This is a genomic window from Saccharospirillum salsuginis (assembly GCF_014651855.1).
Classification (GTDB): Bacteria; Pseudomonadota; Gammaproteobacteria; order Pseudomonadales; family Natronospirillaceae; genus Saccharospirillum; species Saccharospirillum salsuginis.
Window position 1 is genome coordinate 1 of record NZ_BMXR01000018.1, and the last position, 18,675, is coordinate 18,675.

19 protein-coding genes and 1 tRNA gene are annotated in these 18,675 nt (G+C 59.5%); 8 read left to right on the top strand and 12 right to left on the bottom strand.

Translation table 11 applies throughout. The features are described 5' to 3' along the window. Window positions 1-134 precede the first annotated feature (134 nt). The 5 genes from IE111_RS23070 to IE111_RS23090 all read right to left on the bottom strand — a co-directional run bounded on the left by IE111_RS23070 (window position 135) and on the right by IE111_RS23090 (window position 3,991). Window positions 135-1,067: a chemotaxis protein gene (locus IE111_RS23070; RefSeq protein WP_189613376.1), complete on the bottom strand. Its 933-nt coding sequence runs from the start codon at window positions 1,065-1,067 to the stop codon at window positions 135-137. A gap of 41 nt (window positions 1,068-1,108) precedes the next feature. Beyond that, window positions 1,109-1,690 carry a DUF6436 domain-containing protein gene (locus tag IE111_RS23075; RefSeq protein ID WP_189613377.1) on the bottom strand — a complete coding sequence of 194 codons (582 nt, stop codon included), beginning with the start codon at window positions 1,688-1,690 and terminating at the stop codon, window positions 1,109-1,111. A 13-nt stretch (window positions 1,691-1,703) separates the two neighbouring features. After that, the gene (locus tag IE111_RS23080; RefSeq protein WP_189613380.1) at window positions 1,704-2,408 is read right to left on the bottom strand and encodes a hypothetical protein; all 705 of its coding nucleotides are present in this window, start codon (window positions 2,406-2,408) and stop codon (window positions 1,704-1,706) included. Between the two features lie 144 nt (window positions 2,409-2,552). Next, entirely contained in the window at window positions 2,553-2,813 is a 261-nt protein-coding gene (locus tag IE111_RS23085) for a glutaredoxin family protein (RefSeq protein WP_229805494.1), read from the bottom strand. Between the two features lie 131 nt (window positions 2,814-2,944). Beyond that, entirely contained in the window at window positions 2,945-3,991 is a 1,047-nt protein-coding gene (locus IE111_RS23090; protein ID WP_189613384.1) for a DUF5610 domain-containing protein, read from the bottom strand. Window positions 3,992-4,417: 426 nt separating this feature from the next. Between IE111_RS23090 and IE111_RS23095 the strand changes: the two genes are divergently transcribed. Beyond that, window positions 4,418-5,326 (top strand): LysR family transcriptional regulator, encoded by a 909-nt coding sequence (locus IE111_RS23095; RefSeq protein ID WP_189613385.1) that lies wholly within the window; start codon window positions 4,418-4,420, stop codon window positions 5,324-5,326. A 49-nt stretch (window positions 5,327-5,375) separates the two neighbouring features. Here the strand turns inward: IE111_RS23095 and IE111_RS23100 are convergent, their stop codons facing one another. After that, window positions 5,376-5,954 carry a YajG family lipoprotein gene (locus IE111_RS23100; RefSeq protein ID WP_189613387.1) on the bottom strand — a complete coding sequence of 193 codons (579 nt, stop codon included), beginning with the start codon at window positions 5,952-5,954 and terminating at the stop codon, window positions 5,376-5,378. Window positions 5,955-5,982: 28 nt separating this feature from the next. Next, entirely contained in the window at window positions 5,983-6,786 is an 804-nt protein-coding gene (gene yaaA, locus IE111_RS23105) for a peroxide stress protein YaaA (RefSeq protein ID WP_229805495.1), read from the bottom strand. A 96-nt stretch (window positions 6,787-6,882) separates the two neighbouring features. Between yaaA and IE111_RS23110 the strand changes: the two genes are divergently transcribed. Next, complete coding sequence (locus tag IE111_RS23110; RefSeq protein ID WP_189613390.1) at window positions 6,883-7,656, top strand: hydroxyacylglutathione hydrolase family protein; 774 nt, start codon at window positions 6,883-6,885, stop codon at window positions 7,654-7,656. Further along, entirely contained in the window at window positions 7,656-7,934 is a 279-nt protein-coding gene (locus tag IE111_RS23115) for a PilZ domain-containing protein (protein ID WP_189613393.1), read from the top strand. Before IE111_RS23110 ends, IE111_RS23115 begins: the two co-directional genes overlap by 1 nt. 95 nt (window positions 7,935-8,029) lie before the next feature. Here the strand turns inward: IE111_RS23115 and IE111_RS23120 are convergent, their stop codons facing one another. Beyond that, entirely contained in the window at window positions 8,030-9,067 is a 1,038-nt protein-coding gene (locus IE111_RS23120) for an NADP(H)-dependent aldo-keto reductase (RefSeq protein WP_189613395.1), read from the bottom strand. 82 nt (window positions 9,068-9,149) lie between these two features. Between IE111_RS23120 and IE111_RS23125 the strand changes: the two genes are divergently transcribed. From IE111_RS23125 to IE111_RS23140, 4 genes are all read left to right on the top strand, one after another. Beyond that, window positions 9,150-9,485 (top strand): hypothetical protein, encoded by a 336-nt coding sequence (locus tag IE111_RS23125; RefSeq protein ID WP_189613397.1) that lies wholly within the window; start codon window positions 9,150-9,152, stop codon window positions 9,483-9,485. Window positions 9,486-9,487: 2 nt separating this feature from the next. Then, entirely contained in the window at window positions 9,488-10,048 is a 561-nt protein-coding gene (locus IE111_RS23130; protein WP_189613398.1) for a hypothetical protein, read from the top strand. After that, window positions 10,045-10,785, top strand: a complete 741-nt coding sequence (locus tag IE111_RS23135; protein WP_189613400.1) for a heparan-alpha-glucosaminide N-acetyltransferase — start codon at window positions 10,045-10,047, stop codon at window positions 10,783-10,785. The genes IE111_RS23130 and IE111_RS23135 overlap by 4 nt, the downstream gene beginning before the upstream one ends. Window positions 10,786-10,921: 136 nt before the next feature. After that, window positions 10,922-12,304, top strand: a complete 1,383-nt coding sequence (locus tag IE111_RS23140) for an MFS transporter (RefSeq protein WP_189613401.1) — start codon at window positions 10,922-10,924, stop codon at window positions 12,302-12,304. On the opposite strand, the gene IE111_RS23145 is transcribed toward IE111_RS23140, so the two are convergent. Both IE111_RS23145 and IE111_RS23150 read right to left on the bottom strand, forming a co-directional pair. Continuing rightward, complete coding sequence (locus tag IE111_RS23145) at window positions 12,301-12,582, bottom strand: hypothetical protein (protein ID WP_189613403.1); 282 nt, start codon at window positions 12,580-12,582, stop codon at window positions 12,301-12,303. The two genes, IE111_RS23140 and IE111_RS23145, sit on opposite strands and share 4 nt — an antisense overlap. 172 nt (window positions 12,583-12,754) lie before the next feature. Continuing rightward, on the bottom strand, window positions 12,755-14,404 hold the full coding sequence (locus tag IE111_RS23150; protein ID WP_189613405.1) for an AMP-binding protein: 1,650 nt from the start codon (window positions 14,402-14,404) through the stop codon (window positions 12,755-12,757). Window positions 14,405-14,637: 233 nt separating this feature from the next. Here IE111_RS23150 and IE111_RS23155 point away from each other — a divergent pair, with 233 nt between their 5' ends. Then, window positions 14,638-15,696, top strand: a complete 1,059-nt coding sequence (locus IE111_RS23155; RefSeq protein WP_189613408.1) for an OmpA family protein — start codon at window positions 14,638-14,640, stop codon at window positions 15,694-15,696. Window positions 15,697-15,770: 74 nt separating this feature from the next. Here the strand turns inward: IE111_RS23155 and IE111_RS23160 are convergent. After that, window positions 15,771-15,846: transfer RNA gene (locus IE111_RS23160), tRNA-Ala, on the bottom strand. A gap of 154 nt (window positions 15,847-16,000) precedes the next feature. Then, complete coding sequence (gene pepN / locus IE111_RS23165; protein ID WP_189613410.1) at window positions 16,001-18,634, bottom strand: aminopeptidase N; 2,634 nt, start codon at window positions 18,632-18,634, stop codon at window positions 16,001-16,003. Window positions 18,635-18,675 lie beyond the last annotated feature (41 nt).

An 18,675-nucleotide genomic window follows, 5' to 3' on the forward strand; every position in this document is an offset into this window, starting at 1 on the left:
GGTTTTGTAGCGGCGGGCAGGCACTGGAAAGCTCCTTTTGAATAGCAAGCCGTGATTTTAACCTTAAAGAAGGGATACTTTCACAGCCTCGATGCCCACCCTACTAACAACCCTTTGGAGGGGGTGTCGGTGATTTAACTCGACGGCCCTTCAATCCGTTCCTTCACCAACTCGGCCAACTGCTCGGGATGAAACTTGGACAGGAACGCATCGCAACCGACTTTTTTCACCATGGCCTTGTTGAACTGACCACTCAACGATGTATGCAAGGCGATGTACAGGTTTTTCAGTCGCGGGTCGGCCCGAACCTCCGTCGTCAACCGGTACCCGTCCATGCGCGGCATTTCGGCATCGGTCACCAGCATCAACAGGCGCTCCTCCAACGGTTGGTCCGACTCATCGGCCAGTCGCCGCAACAGCGCCAGGCCCTCCACCCCGTCGGTGGCCTGATGGACAATGATTCCCATCGACTCGAACGTCGACTTCGCCTGTGACATGGCCGTATGGGAATCGTCTACCATCACGATCTCGCGCCCCTGAACTTTCTCGATGAAATCGCCCTGCAGTATCTCTTCCGACAAGGTCACGTCCGTCGGTACGATCTCGGCGAGCACTTTCTCGACGTCGATGATCTCGACGATCTGCTCTTCATGGTGGGTAATGGCGGTTAAATAATGGTAGCGCCCCGTACCGGACGGGGGTGGCAGAATGTCTTCCCAATTCAGATTGACGATTCGATCGACACCGCCGACCAGAAACGCCTGCACCGTGCTGTTGTACTCGGTGACGATGATGGTGGATTCTTCGGTGTACTGGGTCGGCCGCATGCCGATGGCCAGACTCAGGTCGACCACCGGAACCGCCCGCCCGCGCAGATACACCACGCCGATCACGGCCGGATGACGCTGGGGCATCTCTGTCACCCTGGGCAGCGTCAGCACTTCCTGAACCTTGAAGACGTTGATGGCGTAGACTTGCCGGCCATTGAGACGAAACATCAACAACTCCAGCCGGTTCTGACCGACCAGGTTGGTTCGACTATCCACACTTTGCAGCACGCCCGACATCGTTTACTCCACTTCTACGCGGTATTTACAGCTTTATCGGCTTAGTTTAGACCAGTTTGAGCACTTTCGGCAGCTTCGTCAGGATTATGCAGGCATCGACAGCTGGTCACGTCCAGATTGATCGCCTGGCCGGAACGGGACAATGGCAACCAGTCGTCCACCAGGCTGTTGGCACTGGTGCAGGTCAGGCCATCGCTGTAGGGGCCCAGATAGCGGATAGCGCCGTCGGTATTGGTCAGCAGGATCAGAGGGCCGGGCGTATTGAAATCCGGGGTGGATCGAAGGGGCCGGGCGAGATCGATGCTCAGGCTGATCTCTCCGGTCTGATAGGCGGCATACCCCAGTGACGGCGCCCGTTCACTGAGGTCAGCGGCATGCCCGGCCATGAAAAAGCGGCACAGGCAATGTTCGGGTATCCAGTGAACCATGGCGGGGTGATCGATGTCGGCCCGGTCGTCGACCCATTCCTGCCATTGGTCATGCCAGGCGGGCACGTCGGAGACCGTTTCACCGAACCATCCCAACTGGTCCGCGCGGAACCAGAAGACACCCACCGAAACCAGCGCCAGTATGGCCACGGCCAGTCCCGCCACCCGATAGGCTTGAAAAACGCCCGGTTTCATTCAGGCACGACCGTTAGCGGCGGACCTCACACCGGCCCCACTCGCACTGCACCAGAATGTAGGTGCTGTCGCTGCACACCGCATCGTACACTTCCAGCGGCCAGGCATTGCGCAACATGGAGATCTGAGGGCGATTACACCCCTGGGCCTGCACTTTCTGCTCGACCACGAACAGGGAGCGGCCGTACTTGCGGTAGCGGGCATTGATGACGCGCGCCTGGTCGACGTCGCTGTCCAACTGTTCTTTTTCGTTTTGCAGCGCGACCAGGGTTTCGAAGTATTTTTTCTCCCGGCTCAGGTCTTCCTTGCCGTCCCGATAGCGGGCCAGTTGGTCCTCGCATTCCCCGGCGGCCTTGTCGTCTTCGGTCCACTCGGCTACCTGAGTATCGGCCTGGTTCTGGACCAGCTCCAACACCTGCATGGATAGATAGGCGCGCTGGTCTTCAAGGGGTTCGCGAGCATCATCCCAGTTCAATTGCAGCAGGCCGTAATCAGCCGCGGCGACGACATTGCCGTTACGACGCCACCAATCGCGCTGAGCCTGTACCGCCAAAGATCGCAATTCCGGACCCATCCGCGCACATTCATTGGCCAGCTCGCGCAACGTGGCGTCTTTGACCAGGGCATAATGGATGGCTTCACTTCGGGGGGTGGGCAAACTGGCGCAACCAGCCAGCATAACCAGCCCCAAGAGGGCGGACAGAACTCGGAAGGGCATGAGCGACTCCTTAAACGACATGGCGGTGACCAAACGATCCGCCATGGGATCGTGGTCCGATACGGCGGAGTGAATCACTCCGCGACTTCTGCCAGGAAGTTTAGCACGTGTCGCGCGCTGTGCGGACCGGAGGCCGTCGCTTTCCTATCCGGTTACGGCTTGAAATTGTCTGAGATAGTGCCGGACTTCGTCGGCGGTGAAAGGCCAGCCCAAATCATATTCGGCGCCTTCGAGGAAGATAACGGGAATGCGGATGCCGTAGCGTTCGGACAAATCATCGTCGGAGGCGATGTCGACTACTGTCCATTCCAGATCCGGATTGTTCCGTTCCACTTTCTTTAGAACATCCTCGGCCCGCTCACACAGATGGCATCCTTCTGTACTGTAGAGTGTCAGTCGTGACAAGTTTGACTCCGATAGTGCAAGTGAGTCTTCTATTGTAGAGGTCGTCGGAGCCATTACCAGTGCAATCGGGCGAGTCGGTGAACCAGGTTCGGTTTTAACGGTACCCGAACCCGGTTACACAAGTTGACAGCCTAACTGAGAAGCTCCCGGGCGAAGCGTTCCAAACCGCCGTCGTTGCGGGGGTGGTTGGTCAGCGAGTCTGTCAGGCCGGAGCGGGAGTTCAACGACGACATCCAGTCCTGCTGGGCGGCCAACAGCTCCTGGGCGTATTGACGCAGCGGCTCCAACCCCTTGGGCATGGCCTGACCGCCGGCTTGTTCCTGTTGGTAGGCGGAAACGCCCTTGGCTTCCACTTCGCGCATGTTGAGGTTCATCGTGGACAGGCTGGTGCCGTCAATACTGAGCGCCTGTGCCTGTTCCCAGGCGACGTTCAGGTCGCCGTCGTAAAACTCGTTGGCCAGGGTGTTGACCTCCCCGAGGAGCTTGTCCAGATCCGCCCGTTCGGCGTCGTTGAGGTCGCCCTCGATCTGCAAGCTGAAGGCGTTGCTGTCGCTGCGGCCCCACTGAATCGAGGACCAGCCGTCGCCTTGCCGGCTTTCGGCTCCGGCTTCGCTCTGGTTGCTGACGCGGACGGTAATGGTGTCGCCTTCCTGGGTTTTGACGTCGAGAGAGAAGGTTTGCTCCTGATATTGATACAGGCTGATGTGTCGGTTGGCGACCGGCTGCTCCCGGCTGGTTTCCTGTGCTTTCGGTGCCTGGGCGCTGAGATCCCGGTCATCCAGAATACCGGTGAGGTTGTTGTAGGCCTGATCGATGCGTTCGCCCAGGGGTTCGGACATTTTACCCAGTGAACGCAGGACGTCCTTGGCTTCATTGAATCCTTTTTCGAGACCGCGTTCGGCGGCGCTCCACATCTTGTCCATTTCCGACTCGCTGGCACCGGAGGCTTTGGCTTCGGCGAGGCGCCCTTTCATGAATCCCCAGAGGTTATCGACGAGGCCTTCGACGTCGAAGCTCTTGGCGGCTTCGCTGCCGGGCTTGACGGTTTGGGCGTCTTTGGGCGTCTGGGTGGGTTGGGTGTCGGGTAAGGTGGTTTGGCGGGCCATTGGCTGGCCCTTGGCATGAGCCGGGAACTGTCCCGGTGACAACGGCGCCCATTGGTTCATCACGGTGTTCATTGGAAGTTTGTCTCCCCGGTCTCACGGGCCGTCTCTATGGTTCTGTGGTTTGGCACTAATCGGTGGCATGAACCCGCGGTCGCTGCCGGGGTGGTGTTCCTCCGGGGCCGTCGTGAATCCATCCATGGAGACTTGGCCGCAGCATCCCTGCTGCGGACGCCCCTGCGGAACACCACCCCGACATCAACCGCTGGCATGTGGTGCCCACGCCGAAAACATCTGCCTCAACGGTAGCGGCTGACTGACTCGGGGCTTTAGAGCGGTAGTCGTAAAGAAATGTACAGTGCGGCTGTTCGAGATGTGCGCGGATTATCAAAGATTAATCATCAATGAGGTTGGATTATTGAAGTAAAGAGATTATTATGAACCGTCTTGTGGTAATCCAATAAAAACCGGCTGTTTCTTGAACTCAAGCAGGGTAATGACATGGCGCGTCTCGATTCGCTGATTATTTTCACCACTGTCGTGAAGGCTAACAACTTTACCAATGCGGCCCATCAGTTGGGGTTGACGCCGTCGGCGGTGAGCAAGCAGATCAGCTTGCTGGAGGATAAACTGGGCGTTCGGTTGCTGAACCGGACCACTCGGTCGGTGAGCCCGACGGAGGCGGGGCAGCTGTTTTTCAATCGCTGCAGCCGCATTCTGGAAGATCTCGAAGAAGCCGAGCATATGGTGAAGGATCTGGAGACGTCGCCGCGCGGTACGCTGCGCATTACGGCGACGCCCACCTTTGGCCGGTCGATGCTGATGAAGATTTTCTCGAAGTTTCTGGAGCAGTACCCGAATGTGAATTTCGATCTGATCCTGGCCGACAAGGGGCTGGATCTGGTGCGTGAGGGCATCGATCTGGCGATCCATCTGGGGTCGTTGCAGGACAGTCGGCTGGTGGCTCGTCCGGTAGCGAAGCAGAAGGTGATCCTGACGGCGACCAAGCAGTATCTGGATGAGCACGGTTACCCGCAAAAGCTGGGCGATCTGTACGAGCACCATATATTGATGGTGTCCGGCATCGATTTCGCCGAACCGCGCTGGATCAAGCGTTTCCTGAAGGAAGCCGGCCTGCAGAACAAGGACCGGCGTTTTACGGTGAACGATCTGGATACGCTGTGCGAGGCGACGATGAACGATATGGGCATCACCGCCCTGCCGTATTATATGGTGCGCGAGGAATTGGCTTCCGGGAAACTGGTGCATCTGCTGCCGGAGATTATTTTCCCGAGCCGGACAATCCATGTGGTGTACCCGGAAAACCGGTATCTCTCGGCCAAGAGCCGCGCGTTCGTGGATTTCATGGCGGCCTACTTCGAGGAACACGACCTCGATAAAACCGGCTGACGTCCTTGTCTCCGGGGTGGGCGCCGCCCACCCTGTCTTTCGTTCCTGCCTATTCGTTCAAAAACGCCTGCAAACCCGGATCCGTCAGAGCGCGCTCGACCACGGCGTTGAAGACGTGGTTGAGAATCTCGCTGTTCTCCTCGGGGCTGGGGAAGCGCAGCGTCTCTATGGTGCGTTGCGAGCGGAACGCGTTCGAGTAGATGGTCCCGCCTTTGACGGCCTGAATGGAGATCTTGGCGGAGGCGGTTGCTTCCTTCCGGGCCGCATCCACGTCTTCAACGGCGTAGTTCAACTCGTCCAGCGACAAGGTGAACTCGATCCGCGGGTTCATCTCGACCAATTCATAACCGGCCTCACGCAATGTTTCTTCCGCCGTGGTGCGCAGCAGTTCGCGCAGGTTGCCGGCGGGCGTGATGTCGCTGCTGTCTTCATACACGCCGCCGCGCTGACCGATCACGTTGGACGGGCGATTGTCTTCGACATCGACCCACAAAGTGCTGCCATCGCCCTGAATGGACGATTCGGGCACATCGGGCTCGAAGGTAACCTGCTGGGGCGACAGCTGGGCGCACCCGGCGAGCAACAGCGTCATAGCGCCGGCCAGGGCGGCTCTTGTCAATCGGTTCATTCCAGTCTCCTTCTCGGTTGGGTCGCCGTCAGGCCGCATTGGCCTGGCGGTTCTCGTCACGGATAAACTGCCAGCGTGTCTCGGTGGAAGTGGCCGGGTCGAACCGGTAGCCGTCCTGGTCGAAGGCTTTCAGGTCCTCCACGCGACGAATGTCGTTGTCGAGCATGAAGCGGACCATCCGCCCCCTCGCCTTCTTGGCGAAGAAGGAAATCATCTTGTATCGACCGTTCTTCCAGTCCCGGAACTCCGGCACCACCACGGGCACCGCCAGCTTTTTCGGATTCACAGCCTTAAAGTATTCGTTTGAAGCGAGATTGACCAGCGTCCGAGCGCCATTTTCGCGAAGGTCGGCGTTCAACCGATCGGTCAGTCGATCGCCCCACCACTGGTAAAGGTTCTTGCCACGCTCGGTCGGCAACCGGGTCCCCATTTCCAGTCGATACGGCAGAATACGGTCGAGCGGGCGCAGCAACCCATAGAGGCCGGACAGGATGCGCAATTGACGCTGGGCGTTGTCGAGACCCATCGCGTCCAACGTCTCCGCCTCCAAACCGGTATAGACATCGCCCTTGAAGGCCAGCAGGGCTTGTTTGCTCTCGGACTCGGACATCGGCAACCGCCAGTGGCTGAAGCGCTCGACATTCAACTCCGCCAACTTGGGGCTCAGCGACATCAAGGCCTGTAAATCGGCTACGCTGTACTGTCGAAGCACGTCAACCAGATCCGCCGCCTCTTCCAGGAAACGACACTCGGTACTGACCGATGTCGTGGCGGGCGATTCGAAGTCGAGGGTCTTGGCCGGGGAGATAATGGACATCACGGATTGGGACATGGATTACACTTTTCTCCTCTTTTCGATCCCGCCGGATTGCCTGCGGCCGGATTCTTAAATAGGGTTAGGGAAAATTCGAGGGCGAGTATACCACCCATGCAGGTCATCAGAACGTACGTGCCGGATTCACTGCAAAATTACAATCATCTGGCCGTCTGCGAGCAAACCGGGGACGCGGCGGCGATCGACCCGTTCGACGCGGACCATCTACTGGAGGTGGCGCGCGAGCACGACGTCACCATCAAGGCCATCTGGATCACCCATGAACACGGCGATCACATCCGTCATCTGGAAGAACTCAAGGCGCGGACCCGGGCTCCGGTCTATGCGCCGCTGACCTGCCAGAAACGTTTCGATGCCGATATCTGGCTGGAAGACGGCAACCGGCTGACGCTCGGTGAGCAGACCGCCGAGTTCTGGACCACGCCCGGTCACACGCCGGGGCACGGTGTGTTCTACGCAACGGAGCCGGAGCCGGTTTTGCTGAGCGGTGACACCCTGTTCAACGCCGGTGTCGGCAATGCCCGCTCGGGCGACCCCCAGACGCTGTTTCACAGCATCGAACGCATTGTTGAACGCGCCAACCCCGACGCCCGCATCTACCCGGGTCACGACTATATTCTGAACAACCTGGGCTTCACCCTCAGCATCCTGCCCAATCTGGACGCCGCGGCCCGGCTGAGACAACAGGCGGAGCGGGAAACGCCGGATACGCGCACCACGACCACTCTGGCCCAGGAAGCCGGGATCAACCTGTTCCTGCGGCTGGACGATCCGGACCTGATCAGCGCGCTCGAAGAGCGGGGCTTCGACACCGGCGACCGCGAGGCCCGTTTCATCGCCCTGCGTCGCCTGCGGGACCAGTGGTAATGACCGATCAGCGCGCGCACCCGCGTACACCGCTTCAGGTTCGCATTCGCCTGACCACGAAGGACGGCCATTCCTTCGAAGCGACCACCTGGAACCTGTCCGAAGGCGGGACCTTTGTGGAACTGTCGTCTGAGCAGAAGCAGTGGTTCACCATTGGAAGCCTGGTGACGTCCCAGGTACAGGGCCTGCCGATGCCCGCGCCCAAAGTACTGATGCGGGTAGTGCGCCACAGCCCGAGCGGTATAGGCCTGCGGATTGAGCGTTCCTTGGAGGAATAACTCTTAGGGAAGGTCTTGTGTAGGAGCGCAGTCCCTGCGCGACAGGTTTTCTGCAGATGCTGTTTAATCGCGCAGGGGACTGCGCTCCTACATGACTACGGGCAGGGGTTGGGCTGGCGGTTGTGGATCTCCTCGATGCCGGCCAGCACCTCTTCGCTGAGCACCAGCTCATGGCTGTCGATGTTGCTCTTCAACTGCTCCATGTCGGTCGCACCGATGATGTTGCTGGTGACGAACGGCCGGTCGTTGACGTAGGCCAGGGCCATCTGGGCCGGGTCCAGACCGTGCTGACGGGCCAGGTCGACATAGGCTTCGGTCGCCCGGAATCCGAATTCGTTGTTGTAGCGCTGGAACCGGGTGAACAGCGTCAATCGCGCCCCTTCAGGCTTTTTCCCGCCCAGATATTTTCCGGACAACATGCCGAACGCCAGCGGCGAATACGCCAGCAGCCCGACATCCTCCCGGCAGGCGAACTCGGCCAGGCCGACTTCGAAACTGCGGTTCAGCAGGTTGTAGGGGTTCTGGATGGAGTCGATACGGGCCAGATTGTGTTCACGGGCGAGACGCAGGTATTCGGATACGCCCCAGGCGGTCTCGTTCGAGACGCCGATATGCCGCACCTTGCCTTCCTTTACCAGATCGTCGCAGGCACGCAAAGTTTCCTCGATGGCGATGTCGGATTCCTCGACCGGGCCCTGAAAACCGAGTTTGCCGAAGAAATTGGTGGTCCGGTCTGGCCAGTGCAGCTGATACAAGTCGATGTAGTCGGTGTTCAGTCGCTTCAGGCTGGACTCGACCGCCTGCTTGATGTGGTCGCGCGACAGGCGCGGGCTACCGCCGCGAATGTAGTCGAAATTGCCCTTGGAAACCGCCTTGGTGGCCAGTACCACCTTGTCACGCTGGCCGCGCCGCTGGAACCAGGTGCCGATGTATTCCTCGGTCAGGCCGTAGGTCTCGGCCCGGGGCGGAACCGGATACATTTCGGCGGCGTCGAAAAAGTTGATGCCCCGCTCCAGGGCGTAGTCCATCTGCTCGTGGGCTTGCGCTTCGGTATTTTGCTCGCCCCAGGTCATGGTGCCGAGCGCGATTTTGGAAACCTGAATGCCTGAACGGCCGAGTGTACGATATTCCATCAATCAATCTGCTCCGGTACGTTTAGAATCTTGATCAAACCCCTATAATAGGGACACAAATTTCAATTTCGATGGGCATACAATGTCACGCGCGAAAAAGACCCGCTCCCTGAAAGGCAAGCTGAAGGTCAAGACCGGTTCCAAGAAAGACTTTATCGGCAAAGGCGAAAAAGGCCGGATTCCGAGCCACAACCGCCTCGCCAAGCATAAGAAGCGCCAGAAATCGGTCTATCAGAAGCATCTGGAAGAGAACAATCTGAAAGACAGCAGCGCCGGGGCTCCCAACCCCGGCCAGACGACCGCACCCGCTGTCGAACCCGAAGAAGAGCTGGTGCGGCCGGACGCCACCGAGACCGAGGCCGGGTTCGACGAACTGAGCGGCGACGAACTGCTCAAACGTTTCGAACAGGACCAGTAAGCATGCGAGGGATCCTGTTCGCCGCCCTCGCCACCCTGGGTTCGGTCATTACCGCGAATGCGGAGGATTTCGGCGTGGCCGACTGGGGCGACTCGCGCCAGTCTGTGCGTGACACGGAAGAACGGACCAACCGGACCCCGCTCGGCGTCGGCGACTACCTCATCTACGAAGCCGAGCTGGCGTCGATCCATCGGACCCGCCTGGTGTACCAGTTCGAGCAGGATCAACTGGTCCGGGGTCGATTCCTGTTCCAGCCACCCGACAATGCGCCGGTTCAGATCTGGGTCGAACAGTTCGATCAGGTCCGGAACCTGATCAGCCAGCAGTACGGAGAACCGCGTTCAACCCAGCAATTGCGTCCCACCGGCGAGACCAACCTGGCACCCGGCGACCGCGCCTCCGCCCTCGCGGCGGACCGTCTGATCCTGAAAACCCGCTGGGTCAGCAACGGCACCGAAATCATCCAGCAGCTGGCGTGGAACCAATCCCAACCTCATCACCAGGTCATCTATCGCCCTCTGGGTAGCGACAATGCCGGCGGCATGGGAGAGTCCGCGTTTTGACGACCCTGAGCGACACCGGTAGCCAACCGACCACCATCAAGACCGGTCGTATCGATGCCGTCGACGAAATCCGCGGCATCGCACTGGTGCTGATGGCCCTCTTCCATTTCGGCTACGACCTGAGTCTTTACGGCTATGTGTCGTTCGACAACGACGCGCCCTTCTGGGCCGGCTTTCGCTTCGTTATCGTAACCCTCTTCTTCGCCACCGTAGGCATCAGCCTGGTGCTGGCCAACCGCGACGGCATTCGCTGGGGCGCCTTCTGGAAGCGCGAACTTAAGATTTTCGGCGGTGCGGCCATCCTGAGCCTGGCGACCTGGTTCGCCTACCCGAATGCCTGGATCTGGTTCGGCGTACTGCATTTCATCCTGGTCGCCAGCATCCTGGCTCTGCCCTTGGTGTTCAAGCCGCACCTGGCCCTGATCGCCGGGCTGGCCATTCTGGCGCTGTTCAATACGACGGACTGGTTCAACCTCGCCTTTCTCCACGACGCCCTGAAAGAGCCGCTCAACCTGCCGGACCGCACCGTGGACCTGACCCGACTCATTCCCTGGCTCGGCATGGTCTACATCGGTATTTTCCTGGGCCACTATAGACTGTTTGGTTTGCAGCGCCTGCCGTCCATGGGCATAAACCCGGTTCTGACCTGGCTCGGGCGACACAGCCTTGGCTTCTACCTGATCCACCAGATTCCGCTGTTCGGTCTGGCCTGGTTGATACACTGGCTGATCCAATAACCGCCTGCCCGGCATTAATCTCGCCGTAAAATCCCGACCTTGTTACAGAGCTTCATCAGTGCGGCGATTCGCCTCGATTTGGTAACGTTTTCAGACTAAGGTTTCCGCTCCATCGATGTTCAGGAGCCGAAGGACCATGAGCCGATTGAGCCGTACCAAGAAACTCGGATTCGCCCTGGGACAGGCGGGCTGGTCACTGTCCTCCTTCGGCGTGGCCAATTTACTGAATTATTTCTACCTGCCGGCGGAAACCGGAACGGCTGAAACCCTGGCCCGATCCTTCATTCCACAACACTACCTGTTCGGATTCATGACCCTGCTCGGGCTGATCGCTTTTTCCGGGCGGCTGTTCGATGCCATCACCGATCCATGGATCGCCAACCTGTCGGATCGCTACACCGGCCCGCTGGATCGGCGACGCTTCTTCATGCTGATCGCCTTGCTGCCGATGACTCTGTTCGCTGTTTTGGTGTTCATACCGCCGGTGGGGAACGAGAGCGGCTGGAACAGCCTTTGGCTCGCGGTCATGCTGTTCGGCTACTTTCTGGCCTTCACCGCCTACACAGTGCCCTACACCGCCCTGTTGAGCGAGCTGACCACGGATGCCCACGAGCGCATCAACCTCAGCACCTGGATCGCTGTGACCTGGGCGGCGGGCTTTATCCTCGGCAACAGCATCTATGCGGTCCAGAGCGGCCTGGAAAACCTCGGGTTCGACCCGGTTACCGCCTTTCAATGGGGAGTGGGTCTGTTCGCACTGGTCAGCCTGGTGTTGATGTCGGCCCCCATCTGGGCGCTGAACAAGGACGACCTGGTTCAGACCGCACCGTCGCATCAACCGGTCCTGGCCGCTCTTGAAACCCTGTTCGCCGATCGTCCTTTCCGACTGTTCCTGATCGCGGACTTTCTGTACTGGATCGCCCTCACCTTCATCCAGATCGGGTTTTCCTATTTCGTTCTGATCCTGTTGGGACTGGATAAAGCCGTCATCAGCCTGCTGTTGCAGATCATGCTGTTCACCAGCTTTCTGTTCTATTGGCCGGTCAACCGAGTGGCACGCAGCGTCGGCTATCAGCCGGTCCTGTTGGCGGGATTCATGCTGATGAGTCTGGTCTTCCTCTCCAGCGTCTTTCTCGGGCACTGGCCACTGCCGCCCCTGGTTCAAGGCGTCGTCATCGCGGTGCTCGCCGCGCTGCCGTTGGCCATTTTTTCCATCCTGCCCAATGCCCTGGTCGCGGATGCGGCGGGCGCGGCGCAGGCCCGTGCGGGCAGCGCCCGAGCCGGACTCTACTTCGGTGCCCGCAATCTGATGATGAAACTGGGCATATCGGTGGCCAACCTCCTGTTTCCCTCGATTCTGCTGTTGGGAAAAAGCGTGGAGCAGGACATCGGCATTCGCGGTACCGCTCTGGCCGCTGTGCTTTTCTGCCTGGCCGGCGGCTGGTTGATGAACCGCTACCGGCGGCTGTCTCGCGCTGATTGCGACACTCGCCCCACACCAAACCCGGCCTCAGCCTAGGCAACGACCTGGCCGCGATACATCTTGACCGGCCCGTCCGACTGACCGGCGCGTTGCGGCACGGGTCGGCCCGAGGCTCGTTCGATGCGTCCGGACAGGTCCTCAAGCATGGTCGCCAGCGTGGCATCCTTGTCGTGTCGATACTGGAACAGCGCCTCGACATCGGCCGCCGAGGTGATGCGAATATCGGTTCCGTAGATTGAACGAATGCGCTTTCGGATTTTCTGCAAGATCCGGTAATTTTCCGGTTTGATCAGCCAATCGGTATTCTCAATCATGGATCACTCCTCTGGATACACAATGAGGAATGCAAAGACCTTGCCCGTTCAGGATCACCCGATTAACGGCTTAAACAGGCAGGAAAAGGAGAGGTTTGTGCCTCAACCCGGGCACACGCTGAAAACGTGCGCCAAAGAGAGGCACGATGGCCTGTGATTCAGCGGATGTGAATCAGGCTTCGTCGATCCAGAGAACCGACCCCGGCTTCACCAGATCGAGCTTGGGTACATACTGATCTTCGATGTGGGACCGACGCAATTTAAGCGTCGGCGTCAGCATGTCGTTGTCGATGTCCCAGCTGTCCTCGGTCACCAGAATGCCATCCAGTTTCTGATGGGCTTCCAGTGACGCGTTCACCTCGTCGAGGGTCTGCTGCAGGGACGCGCGCAAGGCGCTTCGATCACCGCCACGCAAATGCTCGGCGACCACGACGACGGCGACCGGCTGGGTACGGCCGGCTCCCATGACGCAGACCTGCTCGATCTCCGGGTTCGCGGCCAGGCGACTCTCGATCGGCACCGGCGTGACGTATTTGCCCTTGGTGGTTTTAAACTCCTCCTTCAGGCGCCCGACAATGGTGAAGGATCCGTCCGGATTTTGCGTGGCCTTGTCTCCGGTCTTGAACCAGCCGTCGACAAAGGACTCGGCCGTCGCTTCCGGATTGTTGTAGTACTCCGAAAACACTGTGTCGCCGCGAACCTGCAACTCTCCGGTCTCGGAGACCCGGGCTTCCAGGCAATCGATCGGGACACCGATGGTCCCCAGTCGCTCCTTGCGGAACGGGATGTTGCAGGTCGACAGACCCGTGGTTTCCGTCATGCCCCAGGCTTCGCATATAGGCATGCCGAGTTGGTAATACCACTGCAGAATGCTCGGTGAAATGGGCGCCGAACCGGAGCCGAAGGTGTGCACGGAATTCAGCCCCAGGCCCTGACGGATTTTCTTCGCCACAATCTTGCCCAGCAATGGAATTTTGAGCAGCTTTTGCAGTTTGGCTTCCGGCATTTTTTCGTGAATACCGGCCTGGAAACGGGTCCACAGGCGCGGCACGGAAAGAAACGCCGTCGGCTGGGCGACCTTGAGGTCATCCACGAAGGTGGCCAGAGACTCGACGAAATAGACCGGGCTGCCGCTGTATATCACGGTGCCTTCGATCACTCCCCGCTCGGTGATGTGCGCCAGTGGCAGATAGGAGACCATTCGGTCCTTGTCCGGATCCAGCTTGATCAGGTGCTGGTTGGCCGTCGCCGCCGCAGCGAAGTGGCTGAAGTTGAGTACGACGCCTTTCGGCTTGCCGGTACTGCCCGAGGTGTAGACCAGGGTCATGACATCGTCGAGGCCGACATCGGCGATCGGGTCGATCGGTTTTTTCTCGGCCACCCAATCCGCCCAGCGGTGATCGTGAGGCACGGTCTCATAGGGATACCCGATGCGGGGAATCGACCCGTCGAGCACCTTGGTACCGGCCTTGGTATCATCCAGTTTACCGACGAAAACAGCCTTGGCGCCGCTGTGTTCGACGACATGGCGGATGATGTCTTCACCGGCGGTCGCGTAAATAGGGACGCTGACCATCCCCGCCATCATGATGGCCAGGTCGGAGATGAACCATTCGGCGCTGTTCTTGGCGAAGATGGCCACCCGGTCACCCGGTTCCAGCCCCAGGTCCCTTAAGCCCTGCGCCACCTTGCGGGCGTCTTCCTCGGCCTGCTTCCAGGTCCAGATTTTAAGCTCCCGATTGACCGGTTGGTGCAGGAATGCCTGGTCGCCCCGCTCTTTGACGTGGCGGCTGAGTTGTTCAAGCGGTGTCTTGTAAGCCATAACGAATCCATTGTTGTTGTTATCGGACGCTCGGCGGATTCACATCCGCCCGCGGGCCAGAAAACCAATATGCCACAGCGGTTCCCGTACTGGAAAACTTTGCCCTTGTCTTGTGAGTTTTCCCACAAACCGCGACGACTGAAGACAGTATATACGCTGGTTCGGGAAAAACAGTCGACAGATTCAGGCGGAATAAGCCATGCTAGCGAGAAAGACCCAACCGTTTAGATTTCATGACCGCGACCCGACAACCCTTCCCGCTGATTTTGAGTGCCACCCTGGCCTTCCTGCTGGCCATAGGCACCGGCCTGTTCTGGCTGGACAACGAACGGCTTACCGAGGACCTGGCGACAGCCACAGAGGAAGTCGAACGACTCAAAGCCGACAACGACCGCCTGCAAAACCGGCTGTCGCAGCTGGAAGAGCGGACCCGGTCGCTGCGGACCTCCCTCGACACCTTCAACGAGCAACAAGGCAGTCTGGCCGAGGTCGCCGAGGAATTGCGCACCGAGCTGGCGTCGGTGACAGCGGACTACCAACGTCTGGTCGAGACCCAGCAGAACACCCAGGCCCGGCTCGAAGCGGCACGGGAGCGCCTGAAGCGCATGGGTGAACTGGAGGACACGAAAGATACCCTGCGGGAAGAACGGGACCGACTGGCCACCCGGCTGGAGCGGGCGGAAAGCCAGAACGCCGCCTTGCGGCAACAATTGAATCTGTACGCCACCAATATCGAAGCGGCCCAGACCGCCTTGCGCAACCAGAAAAACCAGGTCGACACCCTGGAAAACCGCCTCAACCGTGAACAGGCTGCCCTGACCGAACTGCAGCAACAGCTGGATGCGCTGGGCGATGAGAAGCAGGCCCTGATCCAACAGCTCGACAACGGCACCACGGTGATCAAGCTGCCGGAACGGATATTGTTCGAGACCGGTTCGGCGGTGCTGAACGAACGCGCCGAGACCGCGCTCGCCGAGGTCGCCCGGGCCATCGACAGTTTCCCGGATTACACCATCGCTGTTCTCGGTCACAGCGACTCGCGACCGGTGGTGTCCGAGGTGAAGGAAACCTACCCGACCAACTGGGAGCTCAGCTCCGCACGCGCCAGCGCGGCGGTTCGCGAACTGATCGACTACGGTGTCGCGCCCGATCGCCTCAAGGCTACGGGTCTGGCCGATACCCGGCCACTGGTGCCGGAAGTGGATGCCGAAAGTCGCCGTGAAAACCGTCGAATCGAAGTCGTCCTCGAACCGCCGCTGTTCACTCGGGAACTTTCCGAACTGAACTCATAGGCAGGGTGTTCTTGTGGCGGATTCACTGCGGGTAAAACGAAAAAACCGGCCAGAAGGCCGGTTTTTTTGATGTTTGGTGGAGCTATGCGGGATCGAACCGCAGACCTCCTGCATGCCATGCAGGCGCTCTCCCAGCTGAGCTATAGCCCCTTTTTATCTATCTAACTTCTTACCTGTCTAACTTCTTACCTATCTACCTTTTTACCCTTTAGATAGGTTCCGGCGCTCGTTGAGCGTCGAAAGTGGGGCGTATTCTACCGCCCCTCCCCGACCTGTCAATACTTTTTTGTTTGATTTCAAGCAGTTAGCCTTTTAAAGCTCGCTCCGTCATTTCAAACACGTCGGGCGACAGGTTCGGCGTGGCCAGGATGGTCTTCAGTGTGGACTCCATCATGGCCCGGCGTTTGGGCTCGAAGCGCTTCCAGTCCGAGAAGATGGTGACCAGACGGGCGGCGATCTGGGGGTTGATGCCGTTCAGACGCCCGATCATGTCCGCCACCAGCTCATACCCCTGCCCCGTCTCGTCATGAAACGATTCGACGTTCATGGCGAAGCCGGCGATAACGCTGCGCACCTTGTTCGGGTTCTTGATGTCGAACGCCTGATGCTCCATCAGGTTTTCGATGTCCGCCGCGCCGATGTTGGGGGCCGAGGACTGCATCGACAGCCACTGCTCCACCATCTGGGTATCGTCCTGCCAGCGCTCGTAGAAATGCTCCAGCAGTTCGTCCTGCAGCGCGTGGTCTTCACCCGCCAGAACGGCACGCAGGGCATTGCCACGGTCGGTCTGGTTGCCGGCGTGATGGTACAGATCGGCGGCGAAGTCGAACGCGGCCTGATCGCCGGACTTCAACCAGTACCATAGCGCCAGCCCTTGCAGGCTGCGACGACCGGCCTCGGCGGCGGTGAACTCGTAGTCACCCCGTCCCGCCAATCCTTCGGTCAGGGACCGCCAGATGTCGCGGTAGCGGGTGGCGATGGCGTTGATGACGGCCTTGCGGGCCGCGACCAGGTTCTCCATGTAAATCTCATCCACCGCATCCTTCAGGATGGCGTAGCCCGGCAGGCTCAGCATGGCGGTCCGTATGGCCGGAGTCAGCTCGGTATCACCGGCGATGGAGGCGACGGTGTCCAGCAGCGCCGAGGGGACCTGGGCGTTTTTGCCCATGCGCTCGTCTTCGGACATACCCAGAATGGCCCGAAGATAGAGTTGCTGAACGGCATCCCAGCGGTTGAAGCCATTGGCGTCGTTTTTCGCCAGGAATGCCAGTTGCTCGTCGCTGTAGTCGAACTGCAAGCGCACCGGTGCCGAGAAATCCCGAAGCAGGCTGGGAATCGGTTTTTCGTTTACCCCGGAAAAAACGACCCGGGTTTCGGTGTCGGTCAGGGTCAGTACCTGAGTGTCGGGGTTGTAGTCGGCGTCGGTCCTGATCGGCAGGTCGTTACCGTCGGCATCGAGCAGTCCCATCTTGATCGGGATGACGAAGGAGTCCTTCTCGCGTTGCCCGGGCGTTGGCGGGCAGCTTTGGCGAAAGGTGAGCCGGTATTCGCCGGTGTCGCTGTCGAAATGGTCCGTTACCGTAACCCGCGGGGTACCGGCCTGGGTGTACCAGCGCTTGAATTGAGTCAGGTCGCGGCCGCTGACCTCTTCCATGCAGGCGACGAAATCGTCCGTGGTGACCGCCTGGCCGTCGAAGCGTTCGAAGTAGAGATCGGACCCTTTGCGGAACAGCTCGGGGCCGACCAGGGTATGGATCATGCGCACCACCTCGGCGCCTTTTTCATAGACGGTGGCGGTGTAGAAGTTGTTGATCTCGATGTACGAATCCGGCCGTACCGGATGCGCCATGGGTCCGTTGTCTTCCGGAAACTGGGCCGCGCGCAAGTCGACGACGTCGTGAATGCGTTTGACCGCCCGGTCGTGCATGTCGGCGGTGAATTCGCTGTCGCGGAAGACGGTGAAGCCTTCCTTCAACGACAGCTGGAACCAGTCGCGGCAAGTGACACGGTTGCCACTCCAGTTGTGGAAATACTCGTGCGCGACAATGGCTTCGATGCGCTCGAAACGCAGGTCGTTCGAGGTATCGGGAGTCGCCAGAACCGCCGCGCTGTTGAAGATATTGAGCCCCTTGTTCTCCATCGCGCCCATGTTGAAGTAATCGGAGGCGACGATCATGAACAGGTCGAGGTCGTACTCGCGGCCATAGGTGTCTTCGTCCCAGCGCATGGCTTTTTTCAGCGATTCCAGCGCGAAGTCGACCTTGTGGGCGTTCTGCGGTTCGACAAAAATGCGCAACGCAACCTCGCGACCGCTGCGGGTGGTGAAGGTGTCGTCCTTGCGCGAAAGATTGCCGGCCACCATGGCGAACAGGTAGCTGGGTTTCGGAAACGGATCGTTCCAGGTGGCGAAGTGACGCCCTTCATCCAGTTCACCGGAATCGACCGGGTTGCCATTGGCCAGCAGGACCGGGAAACGCGTCTGGTCCGCTTCGATGCGGGTGGTGAACGTGGCCATCACATCGGGCCGGTCCGGGTAAAAGGTGATCTTGCGAAAGCCTTCGGCTTCGCACTGGGTGCAATACATGCTGCCGGACTGATACAACCCCTCCAAGGAGGTATTGTCCTGTGGGCGAATGCGCGTCAATGAGGAGAAACGCGCGTCGTCGCGATCACAAGTCAGCGTCAGGGATTCCTCGTCACGACGGTAATCGCTCTGCGTCAGTGGCTGACCATCCAGCGCCAGTTCGATGATGTCCTGGTCGACGCCATTGAGGACCAGGTCGCGGCTGGCGATGTTCGGGTTCTTCTTCAATGTCAGATGGGATTCCACATCGGTGTGCGTCTCGAATATGCGCACCGTCAGATCGATGTGCTCCACCCAGAAAGCCGGTTCCTGGTAATCCTTCAGATAAATGGTTTTCGGGTCCTGAGTTCTCATTGAGGTTTCGCCTTGTTGCCCTTTTGGGGAGATGGTGTTGG